Annotated in this window: 20 protein-coding genes; 2 read left to right on the top strand and 18 right to left on the bottom strand. The window is 42.2% G+C overall.

The features are described from left to right. Position 1 precedes the first annotated feature (1 nt). Positions 2-295 carry an Asp-tRNA(Asn)/Glu-tRNA(Gln) amidotransferase subunit GatC gene (gene gatC / locus J7E81_RS20110; protein WP_215045234.1) on the bottom strand — a complete coding sequence of 98 codons (294 nt, stop codon included), beginning with the start codon at positions 293-295 and terminating at the stop codon, positions 2-4. A 202-nt stretch (positions 296-497) separates the two neighbouring features. Between gatC and J7E81_RS20105 the strand changes: the two genes are divergently transcribed. Continuing rightward, positions 498-1,157 carry a lysozyme family protein gene (locus tag J7E81_RS20105; RefSeq protein WP_215045233.1) on the top strand — a complete coding sequence of 220 codons (660 nt, stop codon included), beginning with the start codon at positions 498-500 and terminating at the stop codon, positions 1,155-1,157. Positions 1,158-1,164: 7 nt separating this feature from the next. On the opposite strand, the gene J7E81_RS20100 is transcribed toward J7E81_RS20105, so the two are convergent. Further along, the gene (locus tag J7E81_RS20100) at positions 1,165-1,650 is read right to left on the bottom strand and encodes a VanZ family protein (RefSeq protein ID WP_215045232.1); all 486 of its coding nucleotides are present in this window, start codon (positions 1,648-1,650) and stop codon (positions 1,165-1,167) included. A gap of 90 nt (positions 1,651-1,740) precedes the next feature. On the opposite strand from J7E81_RS20100, the gene J7E81_RS20095 reads away from it, so the two are divergent. Next, positions 1,741-2,193: an OsmC family protein gene (locus J7E81_RS20095; protein WP_215045231.1), complete on the top strand. Its 453-nt coding sequence runs from the start codon at positions 1,741-1,743 to the stop codon at positions 2,191-2,193. 56 nt (positions 2,194-2,249) lie between these two features. Here J7E81_RS20095 and J7E81_RS20090 read toward each other — a convergent pair whose 3' ends face one another. The 16 genes from J7E81_RS20090 to J7E81_RS20015 form a co-directional block, all read right to left on the bottom strand. After that, positions 2,250-2,681, bottom strand: a complete 432-nt coding sequence (locus tag J7E81_RS20090; RefSeq protein WP_215045230.1) for a YueI family protein — start codon at positions 2,679-2,681, stop codon at positions 2,250-2,252. Between the two features lie 586 nt (positions 2,682-3,267). Further along, positions 3,268-4,551 carry an isocitrate lyase gene (aceA, locus tag J7E81_RS20085; protein ID WP_215045229.1) on the bottom strand — a complete coding sequence of 428 codons (1,284 nt, stop codon included), beginning with the start codon at positions 4,549-4,551 and terminating at the stop codon, positions 3,268-3,270. 51 nt (positions 4,552-4,602) lie between these two features. Further along, positions 4,603-6,195, bottom strand: a complete 1,593-nt coding sequence (gene aceB / locus J7E81_RS20080; protein WP_215045228.1) for a malate synthase A — start codon at positions 6,193-6,195, stop codon at positions 4,603-4,605. Positions 6,196-6,385: 190 nt separating this feature from the next. Beyond that, the gene (locus J7E81_RS20075; protein WP_215045227.1) at positions 6,386-7,003 is read right to left on the bottom strand and encodes an NAD(P)-binding protein; all 618 of its coding nucleotides are present in this window, start codon (positions 7,001-7,003) and stop codon (positions 6,386-6,388) included. Then, the gene (gene cobA, locus J7E81_RS20070; protein ID WP_215045226.1) at positions 7,000-8,454 is read right to left on the bottom strand and encodes a uroporphyrinogen-III C-methyltransferase; all 1,455 of its coding nucleotides are present in this window, start codon (positions 8,452-8,454) and stop codon (positions 7,000-7,002) included. The genes J7E81_RS20075 and cobA overlap by 4 nt, the downstream gene beginning before the upstream one ends. Positions 8,455-8,473: 19 nt before the next feature. Then, entirely contained in the window at positions 8,474-8,794 is a 321-nt protein-coding gene (gene nirD / locus J7E81_RS20065) for a nitrite reductase small subunit NirD (protein ID WP_215045225.1), read from the bottom strand. After that, positions 8,791-11,214, bottom strand: a complete 2,424-nt coding sequence (gene nirB, locus J7E81_RS20060) for a nitrite reductase large subunit NirB (RefSeq protein WP_215045224.1) — start codon at positions 11,212-11,214, stop codon at positions 8,791-8,793. The genes nirD and nirB overlap by 4 nt, the downstream gene beginning before the upstream one ends. Positions 11,215-11,439: 225 nt before the next feature. Next, positions 11,440-12,426 carry a hypothetical protein gene (locus J7E81_RS20055; RefSeq protein WP_215045223.1) on the bottom strand — a complete coding sequence of 329 codons (987 nt, stop codon included), beginning with the start codon at positions 12,424-12,426 and terminating at the stop codon, positions 11,440-11,442. A gap of 83 nt (positions 12,427-12,509) precedes the next feature. After that, positions 12,510-12,737: a hypothetical protein gene (locus tag J7E81_RS20050; RefSeq protein WP_215045222.1), complete on the bottom strand. Its 228-nt coding sequence runs from the start codon at positions 12,735-12,737 to the stop codon at positions 12,510-12,512. A 290-nt stretch (positions 12,738-13,027) separates the two neighbouring features. Then, positions 13,028-14,575 carry an L-glutamate gamma-semialdehyde dehydrogenase gene (pruA, locus tag J7E81_RS20045; protein WP_215045221.1) on the bottom strand — a complete coding sequence of 516 codons (1,548 nt, stop codon included), beginning with the start codon at positions 14,573-14,575 and terminating at the stop codon, positions 13,028-13,030. Between the two features lie 141 nt (positions 14,576-14,716). After that, complete coding sequence (locus tag J7E81_RS20040) at positions 14,717-15,877, bottom strand: CamS family sex pheromone protein (RefSeq protein WP_215045220.1); 1,161 nt, start codon at positions 15,875-15,877, stop codon at positions 14,717-14,719. Between the two features lie 13 nt (positions 15,878-15,890). Further along, positions 15,891-17,897: an NAD-dependent DNA ligase LigA gene (gene ligA / locus J7E81_RS20035; protein WP_215045219.1), complete on the bottom strand. Its 2,007-nt coding sequence runs from the start codon at positions 17,895-17,897 to the stop codon at positions 15,891-15,893. A gap of 47 nt (positions 17,898-17,944) precedes the next feature. Beyond that, a complete protein-coding gene (gene pcrA, locus J7E81_RS20030) occupies positions 17,945-20,245 on the bottom strand; it encodes a DNA helicase PcrA (protein WP_251028774.1) in 2,301 nt (766 codons plus the stop codon). Positions 20,246-20,299: 54 nt separating this feature from the next. Continuing rightward, positions 20,300-20,983 (bottom strand): heptaprenylglyceryl phosphate synthase, encoded by a 684-nt coding sequence (gene pcrB, locus J7E81_RS20025; protein WP_215045217.1) that lies wholly within the window; start codon positions 20,981-20,983, stop codon positions 20,300-20,302. A 301-nt stretch (positions 20,984-21,284) separates the two neighbouring features. Continuing rightward, positions 21,285-21,596 carry a YerC/YecD family TrpR-related protein gene (locus J7E81_RS20020; protein ID WP_215045216.1) on the bottom strand — a complete coding sequence of 104 codons (312 nt, stop codon included), beginning with the start codon at positions 21,594-21,596 and terminating at the stop codon, positions 21,285-21,287. 29 nt (positions 21,597-21,625) lie between these two features. After that, positions 21,626-22,678, bottom strand: a complete 1,053-nt coding sequence (locus J7E81_RS20015) for a DUF3048 domain-containing protein (protein ID WP_215045215.1) — start codon at positions 22,676-22,678, stop codon at positions 21,626-21,628. Between the last annotated feature and the right edge of the window lie 22 nt (positions 22,679-22,700).

Raw genomic sequence — 22,700 nt, 5'->3', positions numbered from 1 at the left:
CCTACTCTCCCAAAATCGATGGTACTCTAATTTGCCCGTTTTCATGCTCAGGTGCATTTTTGAGTACCTCTTCACGCGGCAGCCCTTTTTGTGGAATGTCTTCGCGCAATACATTTTTCATATCAAGGACATGGTATGTAGGTTTCACATTTTCCGTATCCAATTCATTTAACTGTTCAGCAAACGTAATAATCGCGTCGAGTTGTTTTGTAAATTTTTCGACTTCTTCTTCCGTAATGGCTAATCGCGCCAAGTTAGCAACGTGTTTTACTTGGTCCGTTGAAATTCGTGACATCATTTTGACCCCCATTCTCCATGTTATTTTATAATTGATAATACCAGACTTTTCTGCGTTACCGCAATGATTCCTTCTTCAGTATTAACAAACAGAAAGAGTTTTAGATTAAAAAAATAGCATTTTAAATAGGAAACCTGACAGTTAGTAGATCCGTCATTTATAATATTTACAGAAGAAAAGAATTTGGGAGAGTACGTGAATGAAGAAAAGAAGAATACGGAAGAAACGGAAAACCTTCCTCGTGCTGTTTTTGCTTTTTTGCGGATTGGCATGGTTTCAGAGTTATTTTCAACAACAAAGTTCCCCACCGCTCGTCAAAACCGATTCCTTTGCGGCAGTCAAAAAATATATGCCTTATATCCAAGATGAATTAGCAAAATACCATCTTGAGGAACATACGCCTGTAGTCATTGCCCTGATGCAGCAAGAAAGCCACGGACTTGGCGGAGACCCCATGCAAGCCTCGGAGTCAGCAGGGCTTTCGAAAAATACGATTACTGACCCTAAACAAAGTATTCAGGTCGGGGTCAAACATTTTCAACGTGTTTTGGCTTATGGAACGCAACAAAAGGTAGACTTTCCAACGATTATCCAGGCCTACAATATGGGGGCAGGCTATATTGACTACGTGGCACAGCACGGCGGTAAACATAGTGAGGAACTGGCGAAGGAATTTTCCCTCCTTCAAGTAAAACAAAAACCAACCCTCTATAATTGCGGCGGAGACAAGAATAATTTCCGTTATCCCTATTGCTATGGTGATTTCAGCTACAGTACAAAGGTATCCAAAAACATCCAGTTACTTGTTGATACGGTTCCAGTGACGAACAGTGAAAAAACACCCAGTGGATCTTTTTAAAGATTCATTAGGTGTTTTTATTTTGAGGCCGATTTACGGTCGTCATCTGAATAATTTTAATAGGGATATAACCTAGGATACCCCCAAACGTATTTAGGATGAGATCATCGACATCAAAACTGCCAAATTCAAATACTAGTTGGATAAGTTCGAACGTTAAGCTCAATAAAAAGGTGGCAATGGTAACCTTGCTAAGTTTTTGGAACCCTTTTGAAAGTAATGGTAAAATAAACCCAAATGGAGCAAAGCCGATGACATTTCCTACTAAATTCTCAATTCGGATATTTAAATTAATATCGGCTAAATACAGGTAGAAATGAATGGTTTTGAAGGGAACGAAGTTATTGTCACGCCAGTGGTAACCATCATATGTAAAGTTAAAGTGTTCAATTATCTGCGATAACGGGATATATTTAAACAGGATTAATTTTGAAAGAATGGCAATATATACACAAAGGATAAGGATCAAGATTAGTTTAAAAATCAGCTTCATTATCACTGCTCCATTTTTAAAGTATCAAATAATACCTTATCATAGTTGTCCAAAATTGTGTGGAAAAATTAAAAATTGGAGGAAATTATCATGGCAGAACATCATTTTCACTTAAAAGCAAGCTGGCCAGGCTTGCGTAATGACGTAGGCGATATCGAGGCGGGTAACTTAAAAACAAAAATATCGATCCCTCCGGAAATGGACGGGCCTGGCGTTGGCACAAATCCGGACGAAATGCTGCTCGGAGCGGCAGCAACCTGTTATATTATTACGCTTGCAGCGATGCTGGAGCGCTCTGGCCTGGAAAAGGTTTCATTAACAATGGAATCGGAGGCCGTTGTTGATGTGACGAGCGGCGTTTTCACGTATAAAAAAATTATCCATCGCCCTCGTTTAGTTTTGAAGCGGGGTGCAACGGAAAAAGACGTGGCATTAGGGGAGAAGCTTGCCCGTAAAGCCGAGGGTTCGTGCATGATCAGCCGCGCGATTCAAGGAAATGTGGGGTTGGAATTGCAAGCTGCTGTAGAGGTGGCTGCTGAATAAAACGGGGAGCATGAAGCTCCCCGTTTTTTGGTCTTATTCGGTTGGCACTTTGCTTGTTACCGTTTGAATAATTTAGCGAATAGACCTTTTTTCTGTGGAAGCTGGGCTGACATCTGGACTTTTGGGGTAACTAAAATTTCTTTTTTGTCGATTGCTGTGCTCATGGCTAATACCAATCCGATGTCTGTGTCATGTTCTTTGTTGGTCACTATCTTATGTTCGAGTTTATTTTTTGCCGCTAGTTTTACATATTTAGATAGCTCTTCATAGGCCATGTTTCCGTTTAGTAATAGCTGGGCCTGTGGATACTCCTTCATTGATTGTTCTACTTGAGGATAGATGTTTGTTTCTGCAACTTGGTTTTTCGTTAGTGCCACAATGATTCGTTCACGTAAGGTTCCTAGGTATTTGCGCCGTTCTTCTGGTTTTGTTTCTAGAGGCCCATAGATGCCTTGCTGCAGGACATCTTCAACGGTTTTCCTTTCCAAAGTGTATCATCTCCATCTAAAAGGCTATTATTATGTATGATCATACCCTAAAAAATGTGCAGTTCCAAAAATGATTATGTATATTGGGTTGCGAGTCGCCAGTATGTTTGTTTTGTTTGCCAGTAAATTTTGCTTTCTCCAGTATAGTTATCATATCCGCCACTAACTTCCTTTTTTACCCGCCAGTTAACCCTGCTTATGCGCCAGTGAGTTTGTTTTATCCGCAAGTTATTTTGGCTTTCGCCACTAACTTCCTCTTATCCGCCAGTTAGCTTTGCTCATGCGCCAGTGAGATTGTCTTACCCGCCAGTTATTTTGGCTTTCGCCACTAACTTCCTCTTATCCGCCAGTTAGCTCCTCTCATGCGCCAGTGAGATTTTTTTATCCGCCAGTTGGCTCCCCCTATCTGCAAGTTGACACACCTCATCCGCAAGTTGCCTCCCCTTATCCGCCAGTTGGCTCCTCTCATCCGCAAGTTGCCTCCCCTTATCCGCCAGTTAATTCCGCTCATCCGCAAATAACTCAGTTGCCGCAAACAAAAAAAATCCTCCTCTCCAAAAGGAGAGCAGGATCCACACACACAACTTTATTTATTACTACTAAACTGCTCTACTTCCGTTGACCCCTTCAACGCCGTAGTCGAAGATGTTCCACCCGTAATCACCATAGATACCTGATCAAAGTAACCCGTACCTACCTCACGCTGATGGCGTGTGGCCGTATAGCCATATTGCTCACTGCCAAACTCAGCTTCCTGCAATTCGGAGTAAGCAGCCATCCCGCGCTCCTTATAGCCTCGGGCAAGCTCGAACATGCTGTGATTCAAGGCATGGAAGCCGGCAAGCGTTACGAACTGGAACTTGTAGCCCATTCTGCCAAGCTCCTCTTGGAACTTCGCAATCGTCTCTTGATCCAGTTTCTTCTTCCAGTTAAACGATGGCGAACAGTTATAGGCTAATAGTTTACCAGGGAACTGTTCATGAATCGCTTCCGCAAACTTTCTAGCTTCCTCAATATTTGGCTCAGAAGTTTCGCACCAAATAAGGTCTGCATATGGAGCATAAGCTAACCCGCGGGCAATCGCTTGATCAATTCCAGCCTTTGTACGGAAAAAGCCTTCCGGTGTCCGTTCACCCGTAATAAACGGTGCATCATTACTATCAATATCACTGGTAATCAAATCAGCCGCATTGGCATCCGTCCGGGCAACGAGTACAGTGGGAACCCCCATTACATCTGCAGCCAAGCGCGCTGCAATCAAGTTGCGTACCGCTGTTTGCGTCGGCAGCAATACTTTACCACCTAAATGTCCACATTTTTTCTCGGAAGACAACTGATCTTCAAAGTGAACACCTGAAGCACCCGCTTCAATCATGCCTTTCATTAGTTCAAAACAGTTTAACTGTCCGCCAAAACCAGCTTCAGCGTCCGCTATAATCGGTGCAAACCAATCGATCGAATCATCCCCCTCTGAATGATGGATTTGGTCTGCCCGCTGGAGGGCTTGATTAATCTTTTTTACTACATTCGGTACACTGTTCGCTGGGTACAAGCTTTGGTCCGGATACATATGTCCTGAAAGGTTTGCATCCGCAGCAACCTGCCAGCCGCTTAAGTAGATCGCCTTTAGCCCGGCCTTTACCTGCTGTACAGCCTGATTACCAGTCAAGGCTCCCAGTGCATGAATGTAATCCTCTTCATGTAATAACTTCCAAAGCTTTTCAGCACCCCTGCGGGCCAAAGTATGCTCAATATCAATCGATCCGCGGAGTCTGATAACATCCTCTGCAGAATATGGTCTAGAAATCCCTTTCCACCGGCTATCCATTTCCCAGCTTTCTTGTAAGTGCGCAGCTCTTGAATCTGTCATTTTAAAATTCCTCCTATCAATCTATTAAAAATTTTTATAATAAAGAATCCCTTACAACTGCTGATACCCTGGCAGTGTTAAAAAGTCGATAAATTTATCATTTAAGATTAAACGGTCAAATAATTGAACAGCTTCGGTAAATCGGCCGTTTTCAAAGTTTTCAGCACCGACTTCCCGCTTAATCTTTGCCAACTCTTCTAGCTTTAATTGCTCATACATTTCGGCCGTCACTTTTCGGCCGTCATCTAAACTACCTTTTGGGTGGCGGATCCACTGCCAGAGCTGCGCTCGTGAAATTTCCGCCGTTGCTGCATCCTCCATCAAATTATGGATTGGCGCGGCGCCTCTTCCATTTAACCAGGATGCGACATATTGAATCCCGACATTAATGTTGGTTCGAACGCCTTCTTCTGTAATTGTCCCGTTTGGTACCTCTAGTAAGTCAGCCGCTGTAATTGTTATTTTCTGCTGTTTAGCCGTGTGGATTTGGTTTGGTGTTGGCATTTCGCGGTTGAATACTTCCATTGCGACCGGCACTAATCCTGGATGAGCAACCCATGTTCCATCATGGCCATCACGGGCCTCACGTTCCTTATCAGCACGGACCTTAGCGAAAGCTTCCTCATTGGCCTGAGGATTATTTTTTATCGGAATTTGTGCAGCCATTCCACCCATTGCTGGTGCCCTGCGGCGATGACAAGTTTGAATTGTTAATAATGAATAGGAGCGCATAAACGGTGATGTCATGGTTACCTGTGACCGGTCCGGTAAAATAACGTCCGGTTGATTACGCAGCTTTTTAATATAGCTGAAAATATAATCCCAGCGGCCGCAGTTTAAACCTGCGGAGTGTTCCTTTAACTCATACAGGATTTCATCCATTTCAAACGCAGCTAAAATGGTTTCAATAAGTACAGTTGCTTTGATGGTTCCTTGAGGAATCCCGAGTTTCTCCTGTGTATACACAAACACATCATTCCAAAGCCGTGCTTCTAAGTGACTCTCAAGCTTGGGCAGATAAAAATAGGGTCCTGAACCGTTTGCAAGCAGTGTGTTTGCATTATGGAAGAAGTACATGCCAAAGTCGAAAAAGCTTCCGGAGATAGGCTTGCCATCTAAAAGTACATGTTTTTCTTCCAGATGCAGGCCGCGTGGTCGAACAATGAGAACCGCTGTTTCTTCGTTGAGCTGATAGGCTTTTCCATTTGGATTTTCAAACGAGATCGTCCGGTTGATTGCATCTCTTAAGTTAATTTGTCCTTCCATGATACTTTCCCATGTCGGTGATGTGGCATCCTCAAAGTCAGCCATAAACAATTTTGCCCCAGAGTTCAACGCATTGATGACCATTTTTCGATCGGTAGGACCGGTAATTTCTACCCGGCGATCGTGGAGATCCTTTGGCAGCGGCGCTACTGTCCAATCACCTTTCCTAATATGCTTTGTTTCAGGAAGAAAATCGGGAAGCTTACCGTTATTCAGTTCCTCTTGGCGGTTAACCCTGTACTGTAACAGTTCCAGTCTGCGCTGACCAAATTTGCGCTCTAACTCTTCAATTAAGTTTAATGCCCCTGGTGTCAAAATCTCATCATACTGGGCTTTTAAAAGCCCAACTACTTCAATGCCTGTAGTTTGCGTCGACATGTACTCGCTCACCCCTTTGTTATAATACAGTAATTACCTTTGTTTTGTATTATATAACAGTAAAATGGAAAAGTGAACCACTTTTTCTGAAATTTTTTAAAATAGGTAAAACTTCCTTGTCCATTTTGAAATCTTTAAAAAAGGTTTTTGGATATAAAAAAAACGAGCACCCTAAAAAAGGTACTCGCTTTTACGTTAATTCCTGATATAAACGCTGGAAATCTGCGGTGCGATTTTGACTATTTAAGAATTCCTTGCTTACGATTGCGGTCAGTAATTTTCTTTTTAAAGCAGGATCGTCCACTTCCTTGAGAATCCATTGCCTTGTGGTATAAAGAAATTCAAGGTATTCGTCATATCGTTCATCAAATTGCTGTTCTAACACCTCTCGTACCTTCTTTGCAAGGATAGGGCTTGCCCCGCCGGTCGATACTGCAATACTTAAGCGGCCTCGCTGCACATGTGCCGGCAGATGAAAATCGGAAAGATCCGGATCATCGGCAATCGTCACCAGCTGGTGCTTCCCTGCTAAGGATTTCACGGAATGATTGATGTCTCTGTCATCCGTTGCCGCAAAAATGAGCGCTGCATCCTGAAGGTCTTCCGCTGAAAAGGTTTTTTTCTTCCAATCAATTCTTCCCTGAGCAAAAATGGCTTGGAGCTCCCTCGTTGCTTCTGGACTAATCACGATGATTCGGGCTCCTGTATCAAGCAAGCCGTGAACCTTTCGCTCGGCCACCTTGCCGCCGCCAATTACCACTACTTTTTTTCCACCCAGTTGTAACATAATCGGATAGTTTGTCCTCATTCTTGTACTCCCAGTAATGGAAACTCTACTAAATAGTTCACTACCGCTTCTTTCGACGGGCTGACTGGCATCTCGAGAGAACCAAGTCCAGCATTTTTCGCAGTGGCTAGCGTTAATTCTCCCATTGCGATAACCTGTTTACCCTTCAACAACTCTATTGCATGTAGATCACATTCCGCTAGTGCTGTCATAAACGGTTTAACGGACGCACTGCTTGGAAGAATGACCGTATTGACTTGTGCTTCCTTAAGCATTCGTTGAAAAATCGGCAGGAATTGTCGATCTAATTCCTTGCAGCTTGTTACCATTACCTCTGATTTTTCAAAGCCTCTTTCTAACAGGTGGTTATCGCCGACAATCAGTGTACTTTCTGAGTCGACCATTTCCGGAGCCAGCTTTGCCATCAATCCGCGCTCACGTAATGCCCTTAGCGTTTTGCTAGATAGCCCCATGAGTTCCGCACGTATGCTGCGAACATCGATATCCTGTTCAATCACGGCTGTAAAAAACTCTGCTGCACTTTCAGGAGAGGTAAATAATATTTTTTCAAACTGAGTGACCTTGGTGAGATCAAGCGGCCTTTTCGTCACTTTCCACTTTGGAAACTCAATCATGTCTGCCCCTTGGGCCAGTAATTCTTTTGCTAATTCACTTGGGCTGGTGCTTGTGCGGGCAAGCAGGATTTGCCGGCCGTATAAAGGCTTTTTCTCAAACCAGCTGATTTTTTCACGCAGGGAAATGACATCCCCTACTAAAATGATAGATGGATTACTAAACTTGGCCTCCACTACCTTTTGGGAAATATCAGCTAGTGTTCCTTGCAGTGTTTTTTGCCGGCTAAAGGTGCCCCAGTGAATCAAAATCACGGGTGTAGACGAAGGCTTTCCATGTTGAATGAGATTTTCACAAATAAACGGTAAATTTCCCACCCCCATGTAAAAAGCAATCGTATCCACACCGCGGGCAAGACCTTCCCAATCAAGGAGCGGCTTGCCATCCTGTGATTTGTCATGAGCTGTTACGACAGCGAACGATTCGGCGTACTCTCGATGAGTGACAGGAATTCCTGCATAAAGGGGGGCTGCAATCCCCGATGAAATGCCAGGAACGATTTCAAAAGGAATCTGATATTCAGCAAGAGCAGCTGCTTCTTCGCCCACCCTGCCAAATACGCCAGGGTCGCCGCCTTTTAAACGGACCACAATGTTTCCTGCTAAAGCCTTTTCGACTAGAAGGTCATTAATGTTCTCCTGCCTTAAGGTATGACGGTCAGGCAATTTGCCGCAATAGATAAGCTCACAATCACTGCTGGCATACTCTAATAGCTTGGGATTGGCAAGCCGGTCATATAGAATGACTTCTGCTTGTTTAAGTGCATCCAATCCTTTTACCGTCATGAGGCCTACATCCCCTGGCCCCGCTCCTACTAAAAATACTTTTCCTGTTTTCATTCTGCAGCCTTCCTTCCCTCTATAAAACAATAAAGATGATATCTTCTTTGACTTCCACCTTAAACGTTCTGACATGACCTTCGTCAGGCGCCTGAACTTTTCCGTCTAGTAAGGAGATTTTCCAATCATAGACCGGACAATACACATAATCGCCGCTGATCAGACCTTCAGAGAGGACACCGCTCTTTGGATGGGGGCTGCGGTTTTCTAATGCATAAACCTCTCCAGCAGTTGTTTTAAATAGAGCCACTTCTGTTGTATCAACTTTGATTGAATATCCAGCTCTTGCTTTTACATTTTTATAATGTGCTACTGGTATACGGGTGATTGTTTCGATCATTTGGATTCACTCCCGACTGAAATGTTATGTCTTGTATAATATTTGTCTTTGATTTCTTCATTTTGAATCGCTTCGTTCCATGGCTCAATATATTTATTCAAGGTTTGATCCATTCTTTCGTTTAGGGCTTTACGTGTTTCTTCGTCTGCGAGGACTTCCTTGACATGATCCAGTCCCATCCGCTCTACCCATTTAGAGGTACGCTCCAAGTAATTAGCTGTTTCTCGATAATATTGAAGGTAAGCCCCCGTCATTTCCATTACATCTTGTTCGGTTTTCACCGTACATAGCAGGTCGCCGGCCCGAAGATCCACACCGCCGTTACCAGCAACATAGATTTCCCAGCCGCCATCAATACCGACAAAGCCGATATCCTTGATGCCTGCCTCTGAACAGTTCCTTGGACAAGCAGATACACCCATTTTCACTTTATGTGGTGTATCCAGACGCTCAAATTTCTTTTCCAACTCGATGCCCAGAGCCATCGAATCTTGTGTACCATAGCGGCAGAACTGCGCGCCAACGCAAGTCTTAACCGTTCGTAACGTTTTTCCGTACGCATAACCGGATGGCATATCAAGCTCCTCCCACATAGCCGGAAGGTCTTCTTTTTTCACTCCGAACAAACCAATTCGTTGTCCACCAGTTAATTTTACTAAAGGAACGCTATACTTTTCAGCAACTTCAGCAATTTTTTTCAAATCCGCAGCTGTGGTGACACCGCCATACATTCTAGGAACAACAGAATACGTTCCATCTTTCTGAATATTGGCGTGCATTTTCTCATTCACGAGACGGGAATCACGGTCATCCTTATATTCATCCATATGAATCATGCCAAGATAGTAATTGATCGCCGGGCGGCATTTTGTACAGCCTTCTGTGTTGTTCCAATCCAGTACATTCATGACCTCTTTTACACTTGTTAAGCCTTTTTCCTTAATTTCCGCTACCAATTCCTCACGGCTTACTGTTGTACATCCACAAATGCTTGTTTTCTGAGCTGCGGCTGCATCAAACTGATCACCTAGTGTGTGAGCTAGAATTTGGCTGACCAGTGGTTTGCAGCGTCCGCAAGACCGCCCCGCATTTGTACAATGGCTTACTTGATCTAATGTTGTCAGGCCTTGTGTTTGGATCGCTTCGACAATTGCGCCTTTGGTAACACCATTACAGCCGCAGACTAGTTCATCATTAGGCATGGAAGCAACATCATTACTGCCAGCTTCACCGGTACATTCTGTATGGAAAATAGAGACTCCAGTGATATCTTCTTTTTTGGTCAGCATTCGATATAATCTAGTACTATCTTTTGTATCACCATAAAGGACAATTCCTACGATGGTGTTGTTTCTAGATAGAACTCGTTTATAGAGTCCCTCGTACTCATTGTAAACCATAATCGATTTAGTCGTGCCATCTTCAAAAATTTCACCTGCAGAAAATAGGTCCACGCCAGCAACTTTTAGCTGTGTTCCAGTTACAGAACCTTCATATGGGTTCGTTTCATTTCCGCAAATATGACTGGCTAGGATTTTTCCTTGTTCATATAATGGGGCAACAAGGCCATAAACAATTTCTCTGTGTTCCGCACATTCGCCGACTGCGTATACATGAGGGACACTTGTTTCCATATAGTCATTCACAACAATGCCGCGATTGACATAAATACCACTGTTTTTAGCTACTTGCCTGTTAGACTTAATACCGATGGCCATCACCACAAGATCGGCTTCGACTTCTGAACCGTCTTTAAAGCGAAGTCCTGTAACACGTTCATCACCCAAGATTTCAACGGTTTGTTTCTCCATTAAGAAGTTCATGCCTTGTGATTCTAGTTCTGTTTTTAGTAAAGAAGAGGCAATTGGGTCAAGCTGGCGTTCCATTAGATGCGGCATCAGGTGTACTACATCTACTTTCATACCTAGGTTTAACAGACCTCTCGCTGCTTCTAATCCAAGCAGCCCACCGCCAATGACAACAGCTTTTTGGTATTGCCCTGCTGATTTGATCATCATTTCACAATCTTTTATATCACGAAAACCCGTTACACCGATTTTATCTGCACCGGGAATAGGTAAAATAAATGAGTTAGAGCCTGTTGCGATAATAAGTTCATCATACTCCACTTCTCGGCCTTGATCACTGATGACACGCTTGCCTTCTGCATCAATAGTGACAATCGCTTCTCCTGTGTACAACTGAATCTTATTTTCTTTATACCACTCAAGCGGATTGATAATAATATCCTCAAAGTTGGTGTCACCTTGGAGAATGTTTGATAGTTTAATACGGTTGTAGTTTGGATGCGGCTCTTCCCCAAAGATGGTAATGTAAAATTGCTCCGTGTTAAGTTTAAGAATCTCTTCAATCGTTCTTACTCCAGCCATTCCGTTACCGATCATTACTAGCTTTCTCATATCTGGTTGGCTCCTTTATGATTAATAGTTGGTTAATTTCTCATTAGTAGGTTTTCTCTATAGTTAGATTGTAAAGCGTCCAACCCTAAAAAATTGTGACGTTCGTCACATCTTAAAAGCTAATTGTGAACATTTCTTAAATATCAATTCCTAATTACAGACACTACCGTAACCACTATTAATAAATGGACAAAATAAAAAAGGGTGACAGGCACCCTTTTTATGTTATGCGGGTTGTTTACTCTTTTTTAGTAAGAGCTGGGGTTTGATGATGGTGTTGATAACGGGAACAAGGATACCTATTAGCGCTACAGGGGCAAGTTCCCATAAGACCAGCGGCGGTGTGATGAGTATTCCGGATTTATGAATGGCATATAGGCTGAGAAAATAGGCAAGGCTGCCAATGAATCCAGCGAGCCAATTGGTTCTTTTGAGCAATAAAAAGGCCAGTGGTATCAGGATAATCGTCATTGGCACATAGGAGGTTGGATAATTTACGGCTGCAAAGATCGCTTTCCCGATAAATCTTAAACCAATGTAAAGAACGGCACCCATAAACGGAATCGTAAAATCACGGCAAATTCGAACTGTTACAACCGTCAATAACCCTACCATTAACACCGAATATAGCGGATAAACATATTGAGGGATGCCGCCGAAAATCTGGGAGGCGGGATCCGAGATTAATTGAAGGATCTCCTTAGAGGCAATAGACCTACCATGAATATATTGGTCATATGAGATTGCCCCATTTTCCTGCTGCATATTTGGGAACAACAAGCATTCCAACAGGAACATTGCAAACCATGTATGCAACGACTTCCATGTTGGTACTGTATACCACGTAAAAAAATAATAACCGCGCCAAACGCCAAAAATCATGATGTCTGTTGCTATATAGTAAATGAAATGGGTTGGACTCCAGGTCGTTAAATCAATCCCATAGGCAATATGATACGTAAAATCAAGCGGAATTCCGATCAAAAACAGCCCGTATCCGATCGTAATGAGATTCCTTGAGAATCCGTCCAGGTAGGTCAAGTGTCTCCACTCTTTATATAACAGGACTCCACCTAAGGCAAACCCCATTGTATTCACAATATGAGGAATTGAGTATTCTTCAAATAAATATTTAAAGTGATACGATGCATCCCAAGCGGACCCAATAAATTTTAATAGAAAGGCAATCACCCATAAACGGTAATATTTCAATCCATTCAACTCCTTTTAGTTTTCCTCCACTTTGTTCCCTGCGTCCAGCACCTCATGATTCGCCTATTACACCATTGCTGTCATTATCCCAACAAGTCAAACGGGTCCCCAAAAATAGCGATAAGGATATAATTAATAGCCAATGCTACACCAAACACAATCCCGGCAATCCGTACCTTTTTTTGTGTAAACAACTTATAGATAAAGACAATACCAGCACTGACGACAAAAACATTACAGGTTAAAAAGGTCCAAAGCATACTTTCACTATGTTCTACTGCTGTGACATGGAACAAATATAATGGGATCAAAGGTACAAAACCTCCAGGATGACGATTTACTAACAAGTTCTTTTAGTCAAATAATCGTTCTTTATTATGACGAATTTCATTATAAAAATGTTTCTTTTTTCCTCTTGCTTTCTTAATATTATCACAGCGGATATATATTCACATAAATTTCTTGTAAAGGAATATTATGCATTAAAATTTGAATGGCGGAAAACCATCCCGACAATTATAGTTTTGTCGCTTTCCACATTATTATTACATTCTTAATCAAAAAGCCCCTTCTCGAGTTGAGAAGGGGTATCCTTTATTAATTAATACATTTCTGAAGTTGTTTTTGCCTGCATATGAAGAAGTAAGTAGTCAGGGCCGCCCGCTTTTGAGTCAGTACCAGACATATTGAAGCCGCCAAATGGCTGGTAGCCGACAATTGCCCCTGTACAGGAACGGTTGAAGTATAGGTTACCAACATGGAAATCTTCACGAGCCTGTTCCAGATGGGCACGGTTATTGGTAATAACTGCTCCAGTTAAGCCGTATTCTGTATTATTGGCAATATCAATTGCTTCCGTGAAATCCTTTGCTTTTGAAAAGCCAACAACAGGGCCAAAGATTTCTTCCTGCATAATGCGTGAAGTTGGTGAAAGATCTGCAAAAACAGTAGGTTTAATGAAATAGCCTTGTGAATCATCACCTTCGCCGCCAGTCAGCAGCTTACCTTCTTGTTTCCCAATTTCAATATACTCAAGGATTTTTTTATAGGCATTGTTGTCGATTACCGGCCCCATGAAATTCCCTTGCTCAACAGGATCTCCTGCGGTTAATTGGTTGGTTAGCTCGACCACACGGTTTACTACCTGTTCATATACATCCTCTACGACTACTGCACGTGAACATGCTGAACATTTTTGACCAGAGAAACCGAATGCTCCAGCCACAATCGATTGGGCTGCAAGCTCAAGGTCAGCCTCTTTATCAACAACAATTGTGTCTTTTCCTCCCATTTCGGCAATCAATCGTTTCATCCAGATTTGACCCGGGCTTAATTTAGATGAACGTTCGAAGATTCGAAGACCGACATCACGAGAGCCGGTAAAGCTAATAAAACGTGTATCTTTATGATCAACCAAATAGTCTCCCACTTCAGCACCGCTGCCTGGGACAAAGTTTAAAACTCCTTTAGGCAGACCCGCTTCTTCCATTACCTCAACAAATTTCGCTGCGATAATCGGGGTGGTAGACGCTGGCTTTAATAAAACCGTATTACCTGAGACAATTGCCGCAACAGTAGTTCCAGCCATAATGGCAAATGGGAAGTTCCATGGTGAAATAATAATGCCGACACCAAGTGGAATATAGTCATAGCGATTGAATTCATTCGCGCGGCTTTGAACCGGAACACCATCTTTTAAAGAAAGCATTTGGCGTCCGTAATATTCAAGGAAGTCAATCCCTTCAGCTGTATCCGCATCAGCTTCTCTCCATGGCTTTCCTGCTTCTTTAGTCATTAAAGCTGAAAACTCATGTTTACGGCGGCGAATAATGGCTGCTGCCTTAAAGAGGACATCAGCGCGAATTTCAGGTTTTGTTTTTTTCCAAGTTTTAAATGCTTCTACTGCTGCTTGCATGGCTTTTTCTGCAAGTTCCTGGGAAGCCTTTGAAACTTGGCCGATTACTTCTTTTTTATTTGCTGGATTGTAGGAAATGATTTTCTCTTCTGTTGTGATTTTCTCTCCACCAATGACCAGAGGATAGTCTTGCCCCAAATAACCCTCTACTGTTTTCAATGCTTGCAGATAGGCCTGGTGGTTATCTTCCACGGAAAAATCAGTAAACGGTTCATGCTTATATGGTTGTATCATTTCTAACCCCTCCTATGTACTAAAACGGTTACATACATGTACATTCTAACATGATTAAGAATGATTAGGAAAGATAATGAATGTAGACTATGATGGACCTTGCTGTTTAGAAAGTAGAAAAGACCTAGCAATAGCCAGGTCTTATTGATAAATATAAACAAATGGTTCTGTTGCATTCGCTTTTTTGACAATGAGTGCCTCGGGACCATCCACAGACGTTACACTAACAGAAACAGAAAGATATTTAGGGAAATGTTCCATCACAAGACCCGTTACATATTGGGAAAATCCAATTCCCTCTGTTTTTCCATAAAATTGGATTGGAATGGTAATATTTAAATCCTGAAGCTGGTCACCGATATAAAAAGCTCTACCGATTACGCCATTGTAATTAGGGAAATATTGTTCCACATCTTGTTTGAAGTTCAAGAAGGCAATCGTATCATCACGATGGTCATTTTCAGCATCAGTTGAAGGGAATAAGTAATATTTTTCGTCTACTTTTTCCCAGCTATTTAGATCGGAGCTTCCTTGATCCACCGTTGAATAAGTGAAAAAGTTACCAGGTACAACCGATGTCTTACTTTGCTGCTCAAATAAAGCAATGGTGATGGGTATATTCGATAAATTTTTCATTGATCTGATACGTTTAACCACTTCCGCCGCCATTTTCTGGCCTTCCCTTTCCATTTCAGCAAATGGAATCTTTTTCTCAAACGTATCACCATCAGGATTTATTTTATAATAATAAATCGAATTTAATGCCAGACCAATGGTAATACCTCCAAGAGACACGTTCCCCTTATCGTCTTTTGTTAAGTAATCGTGCTCTAAAATATGGGCCAGGTAGATAGGACTTGAAGGAGCACTGCCAGTTGGACTGGTATTCACTGGATTTAAACCGATATTTTCGTTTGCTTTCAGTTTATTTTGCTTAAGCTGAGCATCCGTATATTGGCGGTTTAACCACTGTTTAATCGTTGATCCTTTGATTTGCTGCCCTTCTTGAAAATAATACTTATCCGTATCGAACTTGTTTTGGGCAATTCTCATTAATCCCATTTCAAACTCATTTAAATCATACCTTGTATTGATATTGTTAACGACTAATCCGCGCGCTTCCCCTGGTTCGAACGGCAGGATTGTCCGATAATAATTATTCGAGATATTATATTTAGGAATAATCGCTTTCCCTGTTGCCTTCTCCTTTGTTTGAACCGTTTCATTTTGCTTTTGGAAGTTAGGTGCACAAGCACTCAGCAAAAAGACAAGGGAGAGTGCGAGCAATGAGATTTTTCTCACGTCGGTCCACCTCTTATTTATTTAATTCTACTAAAAGCCTCTCCTCGTCCCACACTTCGATACCCAGCTCTTGGGCTTTCGATAGCTTAGAACCCGCATCTTCACCTGCAATGACGAGATGTGTTTTTTTACTAACACTTCCGGCCACATTGCCGCCTAGGGCCTCAATTTTTTCTTTCGCTTCATTTCGGGATAATTGCTCCATTTTCCCTGTAAGGACCACCGTTTTACCGGCAAATACACTGCCTGATTCTTCAGCAGAAATGGGCCTTGCCCCTTTATATTCCATGTTAACGCCTGCCAATGCTAACTCATTTATCAGCTCGATTGCTTCTTCCTGCTCAAAAAACGAGACAATCGAATCAGCCATCTTATCGCCGATTTCATTAATACTAATTAGTTCCTCTTTGGAGGCCTGAGCTAATTTTTCCATTGTGATAAATTGTTGTGCCAATGTTTTGGCGGCCTTTGCTCCAACATGGCGGATCCCTAATCCAAATAACAGTTTTTCAAGGGAATTGCCTTTTGAAGCTTCAATCGCTTTTAACAGGTTAGTGACAGACTTTTCACCCATTCTTTCCAAGGCTAACAGCTGCTCATGCGTTAGTTTATAAATATCCGCAACATCACCGATTAATTTCACAGCAAAAAGCTGACTGATTACCTTTTCCCCAAGGCCCTCAATGTTCATGGCATCACGGGAAACAAAATGAATCAATCCTTCTCGAATTTGTGCCGGACATTTCGGATTAATACATCTAAGGGCTACTTCCCCTTCTAAACGAACAAGTTCACTTTCACACTCCGGACAATGTGTTGGCATTTGAAAATCCACTTCTTCACCTGAACGTTGGTCAGCCAATACATTCACCACTTCCGGAATGATATCACCTGCCTTTTTAACAACCACTTTATCACCGATTTTAATATCTTTTTCCCGAATTAAGTCCTCATTGTGTAAAGAAGCCCGTTGTACAGTTGTCCCCGCAACTTTTACTGGCTCGAGAATGGCAGTCGGTGTGATCACACCCGTTCTCCCCACACTTAACTCAATCGCTAAAAGGGTCGTCACCACTTCTTCAGCTGGAAACTTGTACGCAATTGCCCAGCGCGGGCTCTTTGCCGTTGTCCCAAGTACCGCCTGCTGCGCAAGTGAATCTACTTTGATGACAATGCCATCAATCTCATATGGAAGATGGGGCCGTTTATCAATCCAGCTGTTAACATACTCAATAACGTCCTCAATTGTTGCACATTTTCTTCGCTCTTTATTGGTTTTAAAGCCAAGATGGTCTAGATAATCCAGTCCCTCACTATGAGTCACAACCCCTGTTTCATCTGTGTTGCCAATCCCATATAAAAACACATCCAGCTTCCGTGATGCTGCGATTTTTGGATCGAGCTGCCGTAATGAACCAGCTGCCGCATTTCTTGGGTTGGCAAATAGCTCCTCACCGCGTTCTCCCCGCTGCTGGTTTAATGCTTCAAACGAGCGCTTAGGCATATAAGCTTCACCGCGCACCTCAATTGAAACATTTTCCCGGAGGCGAAGCGGGATTGCATTTATTGTTTTCAGGTTAGCCGTAATATCTTCCCCAATGGTCCCGTCGCCTCGTGTTGCACCTTGAACAAATAATCCATCTTCATAACGTAAGGAAACGGCCAATCCATCAATTTTCAATTCACCAATATAGGAAACATTGTCACCCACAGCTTGTCGGACCCGTCGGTCAAAGTCCCTTAAATCTTCTTCATTGAAAGCATTACCCAAGCTTAACATCGGTGTACGATGCTCCACTTTTTCAAATAGGTCAAGAACCGAACCACCGACACGGACAGACGGAGAATCCGGTGTTTTTAACTCTGGAAATGTTCCCTCCAGCTCTAACAGCTCCTGCATGAGCATGTCATATTCAGCATCTGGTACCGATGGCTTGTCTAACACATAATATTCATAACCATATAGAGTTAAGAGGCTTCTTATTTCCTCGATTTTTTTCGAAGCGGTTTGAAGATCCATATATCCAGCCCTTTCATAAAGGTAATCTATACTGTTTAAAACAGCTATTATGCCTTTTTAATCGGCGCGAATTTTGCTAATAGGCGTTTAATTCCCACTGGGCTAGGAAAAGCAATATCCAGCTCTGTTCCCTCACCCTGTCCTTTTACACTGACAACCGTTCCAATCCCCCATTTACCATGCTCCGCCTTATCGCCAACCTTCCAGCCGGTTTCATCTCCACCGGAGGCAGCCGATAGAGGCCGCATAACAGGCTTTCTGGTTGTCGTCGGGGTCGTAAATGTACCTTTTGAAGAACCAAATGATGTTCCGGATGATCCAAATGATGTTCTTGATGAGCCAAATGATCTTCCGCTAGAACTAGACGAACTGCCCGTCCGTTGTTCTGGCACCACCCCTTCGATTAAATCTTCTGGTATTTCCGAGATAAATCTAGAGGCAGGGTTCATACTTGTTCTACCATACAAAGTTCTCATTTGGGCATTGGTTAAAAATAAGGTCTGCTCTGCCCTTGTAATGCCTACGTAAGCAAGACGGCGTTCTTCCTCCATTTCGGCTTCTTCCATTAAGGAACGGCTATGCGGGAATACCCCTTCTTCCATTCCAATTAAGAAGACAACTGGGAATTCTAGTCCTTTTGCGGAGTGCAGCGTCATGAGGGTAATGGAATCAACCTTTTCTCCGTCCTCATCAAGTGAATCAATATCCGCAACGAGCGCCAAATCGGTTAAGAAGGCGACTAGCGTTTTATCCTCACTTGCGTCCTCAAAATTTTTCGTTACCGATAATAATTCCTCAAGGTTTTCGAGTCGGCTTTGAGCTTCAATTGATTTTTCTGCTTTCAGCATTTCCCTATACCCTGATTTATCGAGAACTTCTTCGACTAATTCTGTAACGGATAGGAATTCCTGCATATTCGTATAGTTAGAAATTAAATCGCGGAACTGCGCCGCAGCTTTGGTAATTTTGGGGCTCAGCCCAAGCAATTCAACTGACTCTAACGCCTGATATAAAGAAATATCATGCATGGCTGCAAAGTCGGCAATTTTATCTACTGAGCTCGAACCAATTCCGCGTTTCGGAACATTAATCACACGCCGCAAGCTGATGTCATCGTCGGGATTAGAGATTAAACGTAAATAGGCAAGCATGTCTTTGATTTCTTTTCTGTCATAGAACTTGATTCCGCCGACAATCGAATAATCAATATTTGATTTTAAAAGTACTTCCTCCATTACACGGGACTGTGCGTTAGTCCGATAAAGAACCGCAATGTTGGAAAGTTGATAATTTTTATCACGCGTTAGTTCTTTAATTTTCCCGGCAACGAATTGGGCTTCACTCTGCTCACTATCCGCCCGGTAATAGACAAGCTTGTTTCCTTCCGGATTTTCCGTCCACAAATTTTTCTTTTTCCGGTTTAGGTTATTTTCAATTACCTTATTGGCCGCTAGAAGAATCCGTTTAGTTGAACGGTAGTTCTGCTCGAGAAGAATCACTGTTGCATTCGGGTAGTCTTTTTCGAAAGAAAGGATATTGGCAATATCGGCGCCGCGCCATCTATAGATGGACTGATCGGAATCCCCGACAACACAAAGATTACGGAACCGGCTGGCAAGCATTTTTACCAGCATATACTGCGCTCGGTTTGTATCCTGATACTCATCGACGTGAATATATTGAAACTTACGCTGATAATATTCAAGGACTTCCGGAACCCGCTGGAATAATTGAATTGTCATCATAATTAAGTCATCGAAATCAAGGGCATTATTTTTTCTAAGCTGCTTTTGATAATCTTTATAAACTTCACTTACCGTTTGTTCAAAATACCCCCCGGCAGCTTTCTCATATTCTTCCGGCCCAATAAGTTCGTTTTTAGCCGAACTGATGGATCCTAAGATTGCACGCGGATCATTTTTTTTCGGATCAAGATTTTTATTTTTGAGGATTCCTTTAATCACTGATTGTTGGTCAGTTGTATCTAGAATGGTAAAGTTTCGGCTAAAGCCCATTCGATCGATATCGCGCCGTAAAATTCTTACGCACATCGAGTGGAAAGTAGATATCCATATTTCTTCTGCTGCTCCGCCCATCATGTTAGCAATACGTTCCTTCATTTCTCGTGCCGCTTTATTGGTGAACGTGATTGCTAGAATATTATAAGGATTGACACGTTTTTCCACTATTAAATACGCAATTCGATGTGTTAGTACTCTTGTTTTACCACTTCCGGCACCTGCCATTAAAAGAAGTGGGCCATCCGTTGCCTTAACAGCATTTTGCTGTTCGGGATTAAGTCCGTTTAGAAGCTTATCTGTTAAAAATTGCACATATTCCACCACCATTACAAACATTTGTTCTTATTTTATTTTAGCGTTTTTAAGATTGTGACGCAAATTCTATCGAACTGTCTTTACTGTTTCTAAGGCCTTTTCAAAATCTTCATAAATCACGTTTCCTACCACAATAACATCTGCATGCTTAGCCATTTCAGCTGCCTGCTCAAAATTATTGATGCCTCCGCCATAGAAAAGCGTTGTTTTTTCTAGCGCCTTTTTCGCTTCTCTTACTAGATTCGGGTCACCATATTTACCACTATATTCTAAATAAAAAATCGGGAGTTGAAACATTTTTTCAGCCATCATGGCGTAGGCCTTAACATCCTCGATGGTTAAATGGGCATCTGCTTTCGTCAGTTTTGCCGCCTTACAATCCTCGTTAAGGATACAGTAGCCTTCCATAAAGAATTCATTCCAGTCCATGACTTCGCCAAATTCCTTAACGGCCTGATGATGCAGTCCTGTAATCCATTTTGGATCCTGGCTATTTAAAATCGTAGGGATAAAATAAAGATCAAATCCCGGCGTTACGCTCTCTATACTAGACACTTCCAGGATACAGGGAACGGTATAGCGGCGGATTCTTGCCATTAAATCGAGGACATTTTCGAGTGTCACTCCGTCTGTTCCGCCCACAATCACAGCATCTGTCCCTGATTCGCAAATTAGTTCTAATTGGTTGTCTGTTATTTTTTTATTAGGATCGAGTTTAAATACATGCCTCCACTCGCGAATATCATACATCGAAGGAATCCTCCCATTCATCTTTCCATTACACCATTATAGCATTAGCCGTTTGTAATAAAAAAAGAAAACCATAAAACTATAGATAGAAATCATATCCAATCAAAAGCGGAGGCGCCTTGAACAGGGGCTCAAGGCTACAGACGAGCCGGCGAGAAGGCTGCTCTTTAGCCTTCTTGACGGCTTGGCTTAGACCTAAGAGCCCCTAGGCGCTGGAGCTGGACGCATCTAAAAGTAGAACAAAGGAATTAATATCTTCCTCTCAAAAAGAAAAACCGAAGATAATGATCTCCGGTTTGGGTTATTCTTCTTCCACTTTACTTTCTTCTTTAATTCGTTCCAGTACCATTTCATACGTATCATTTCCAAAGTTCAAACAGCGTTTTACCCTTGAAATCGTCGCTGTACTTGCTCCCGTTTCGGTTTCAATTTTATGATACGTGTTTCCTTCACGAAGCATTCTTGCTACATCTAGACGCTGTGCTAACGATTGAATTTCATTAATGGTACATAAATCATCAAAAAAACGATAGCATTCTTCAAGATCCTGTAAGGAAAGAACCGCATTAAATAATTGATCTAGTTCTTTTCCCCGCAATTTGTTTATCTGCATTCTACTTTACTCCTTTAATTTGAAGTTATTTATTGAGCACTTAATGAAACACTTGTATGCAGCCCCGGATTGGTTGGAACCACATTAACCCAGGTTTTCCCTTGAACAAATGGGATCTCATCACCATTTTTCATGGGAACAATTCTGCCATTCTTATTCGCCCATTCCACTTCATTTACTTTACCCATTTGAAGCAAATAAGCTTTTCCGCCTGATTGTAAATCAATATCCCTAAGTCCATATGAATCAATGACTTTGTGTACGGCTTCGATGATAAAAACATTATCCAGCAGGATTGGTTCTCCGGTATCTAAGTCTACTGTTTGCTCTCCAGCCGAAAAACGCTTATATTTACCGAGCGTTTCATCAAACTGGTATTTTGAATTAAATGTGCCGCTCTTTGAATAAGTAATGTTTACCGACTTAGCCTCTTGACCCGTTAGATCTTTGCTTTCTTCCACTGTGTAAAAGCGGAAGGCTGACGGACTCTTTTTCATAGTATATCCTTTTTGCTCCGCACCTTTTAAGATGTTGGCATAAGTAATATAGGAATTATGAGGTGGTTTTCGTGAGCTTGATCGTTTAAATAATGTACCATCATAAACCATCCCATTTAAATTATCCACATAATTGCTTTCGAGCAATTGTTTGGCCTCTGGACTGTAGCCATGTGCAATGTAGAGTGCATTTAAACCTTTGGCTAGGTTAATATAATAATCCCTAGCACTCCTTACAGGACCAATTTTTGCTGGTCTCTCACTCTGAAAGACAGCCAGGAAGCGGGTAACATCCCCCTCAGCTAAAATCTCATAGACAATGTCAGCCTTATTCAGCCCTGATTGTGGTCTTGCTTTAGGATGGTTATTGACCATAACGGCTACGGCACGCTGATCTGGTTTTGTATCTGTACCAATTCCGGTTAATGGATAAAAATAAGGGTAGGCTTTTACCATGTCTTCTGGTTTATTCTCATGTTTCGTATTTGGCTTTTCTTCCTTAACCGTTTTTTTTACTGGTTCTTTACTGGTACACCCTGAAAGCAGTAAAAGGAACGCTGCCATGGCAACAGCCCATTTTTTCATTAAATGAACACCCCTATTTTAA

Source organism: Bacillus sp. ISL-18, from assembly GCF_018613415.1.
GTDB lineage: Bacteria > Bacillota > Bacilli > Bacillales > Cytobacillaceae > Neobacillus.
The sequence above is the reverse complement of the archived record's forward strand: the minus strand, read 5'-3'. Positions and strand labels throughout refer to the sequence as shown.

What these genes read in the sequence shown, in the direction of transcription:
- gatC (WP_215045234.1), bottom strand. Translation starts at nt 295, where the DNA reads ATGTCACGAATTTCAACGGACCAAGTAAAACACGTTGCTAACTTGGCG.
- J7E81_RS20105 (WP_215045233.1), top strand. Translation starts at nt 498, where the DNA reads ATGAAGAAAAGAAGAATACGGAAGAAACGGAAAACCTTCCTCGTGCTG.
- J7E81_RS20100 (WP_215045232.1), bottom strand. Translation starts at nt 1,650, where the DNA reads ATGAAGCTGATTTTTAAACTAATCTTGATCCTTATCCTTTGTGTATAT.
- J7E81_RS20095 (WP_215045231.1), top strand. Translation starts at nt 1,741, where the DNA reads ATGGCAGAACATCATTTTCACTTAAAAGCAAGCTGGCCAGGCTTGCGT.
- aceA (WP_215045229.1), bottom strand. Translation starts at nt 4,551, where the DNA reads ATGACAGATTCAAGAGCTGCGCACTTACAAGAAAGCTGGGAAATGGAT.
- aceB (WP_215045228.1), bottom strand. Translation starts at nt 6,195, where the DNA reads ATGTCGACGCAAACTACAGGCATTGAAGTAGTTGGGCTTTTAAAAGCC.
- J7E81_RS20075 (WP_215045227.1), bottom strand. Translation starts at nt 7,003, where the DNA reads ATGAGGACAAACTATCCGATTATGTTACAACTGGGTGGAAAAAAAGTA.
- cobA (WP_215045226.1), bottom strand. Translation starts at nt 8,454, where the DNA reads ATGAAAACAGGAAAAGTATTTTTAGTAGGAGCGGGGCCAGGGGATGTA.
- nirD (WP_215045225.1), bottom strand. Translation starts at nt 8,794, where the DNA reads ATGATCGAAACAATCACCCGTATACCAGTAGCACATTATAAAAATGTA.
- nirB (WP_215045224.1), bottom strand. Translation starts at nt 11,214, where the DNA reads ATGAGAAAGCTAGTAATGATCGGTAACGGAATGGCTGGAGTAAGAACG.
- pruA (WP_215045221.1), bottom strand. Translation starts at nt 14,575, where the DNA reads ATGATACAACCATATAAGCATGAACCGTTTACTGATTTTTCCGTGGAA.
- ligA (WP_215045219.1), bottom strand. Translation starts at nt 17,897, where the DNA reads ATGGATCTTCAAACCGCTTCGAAAAAAATCGAGGAAATAAGAAGCCTC.
- pcrA (WP_251028774.1), bottom strand. Translation starts at nt 20,245, where the DNA reads ATGGTGGTGGAATATGTGCAATTTTTAACAGATAAGCTTCTAAACGGA.
- pcrB (WP_215045217.1), bottom strand. Translation starts at nt 20,983, where the DNA reads ATGTATGATATTCGCGAGTGGAGGCATGTATTTAAACTCGATCCTAAT.
- J7E81_RS20020 (WP_215045216.1), bottom strand. Translation starts at nt 21,596, where the DNA reads ATGCAGATAAACAAATTGCGGGGAAAAGAACTAGATCAATTATTTAAT.
- J7E81_RS20015 (WP_215045215.1), bottom strand. Translation starts at nt 22,678, where the DNA reads ATGAAAAAATGGGCTGTTGCCATGGCAGCGTTCCTTTTACTGCTTTCA.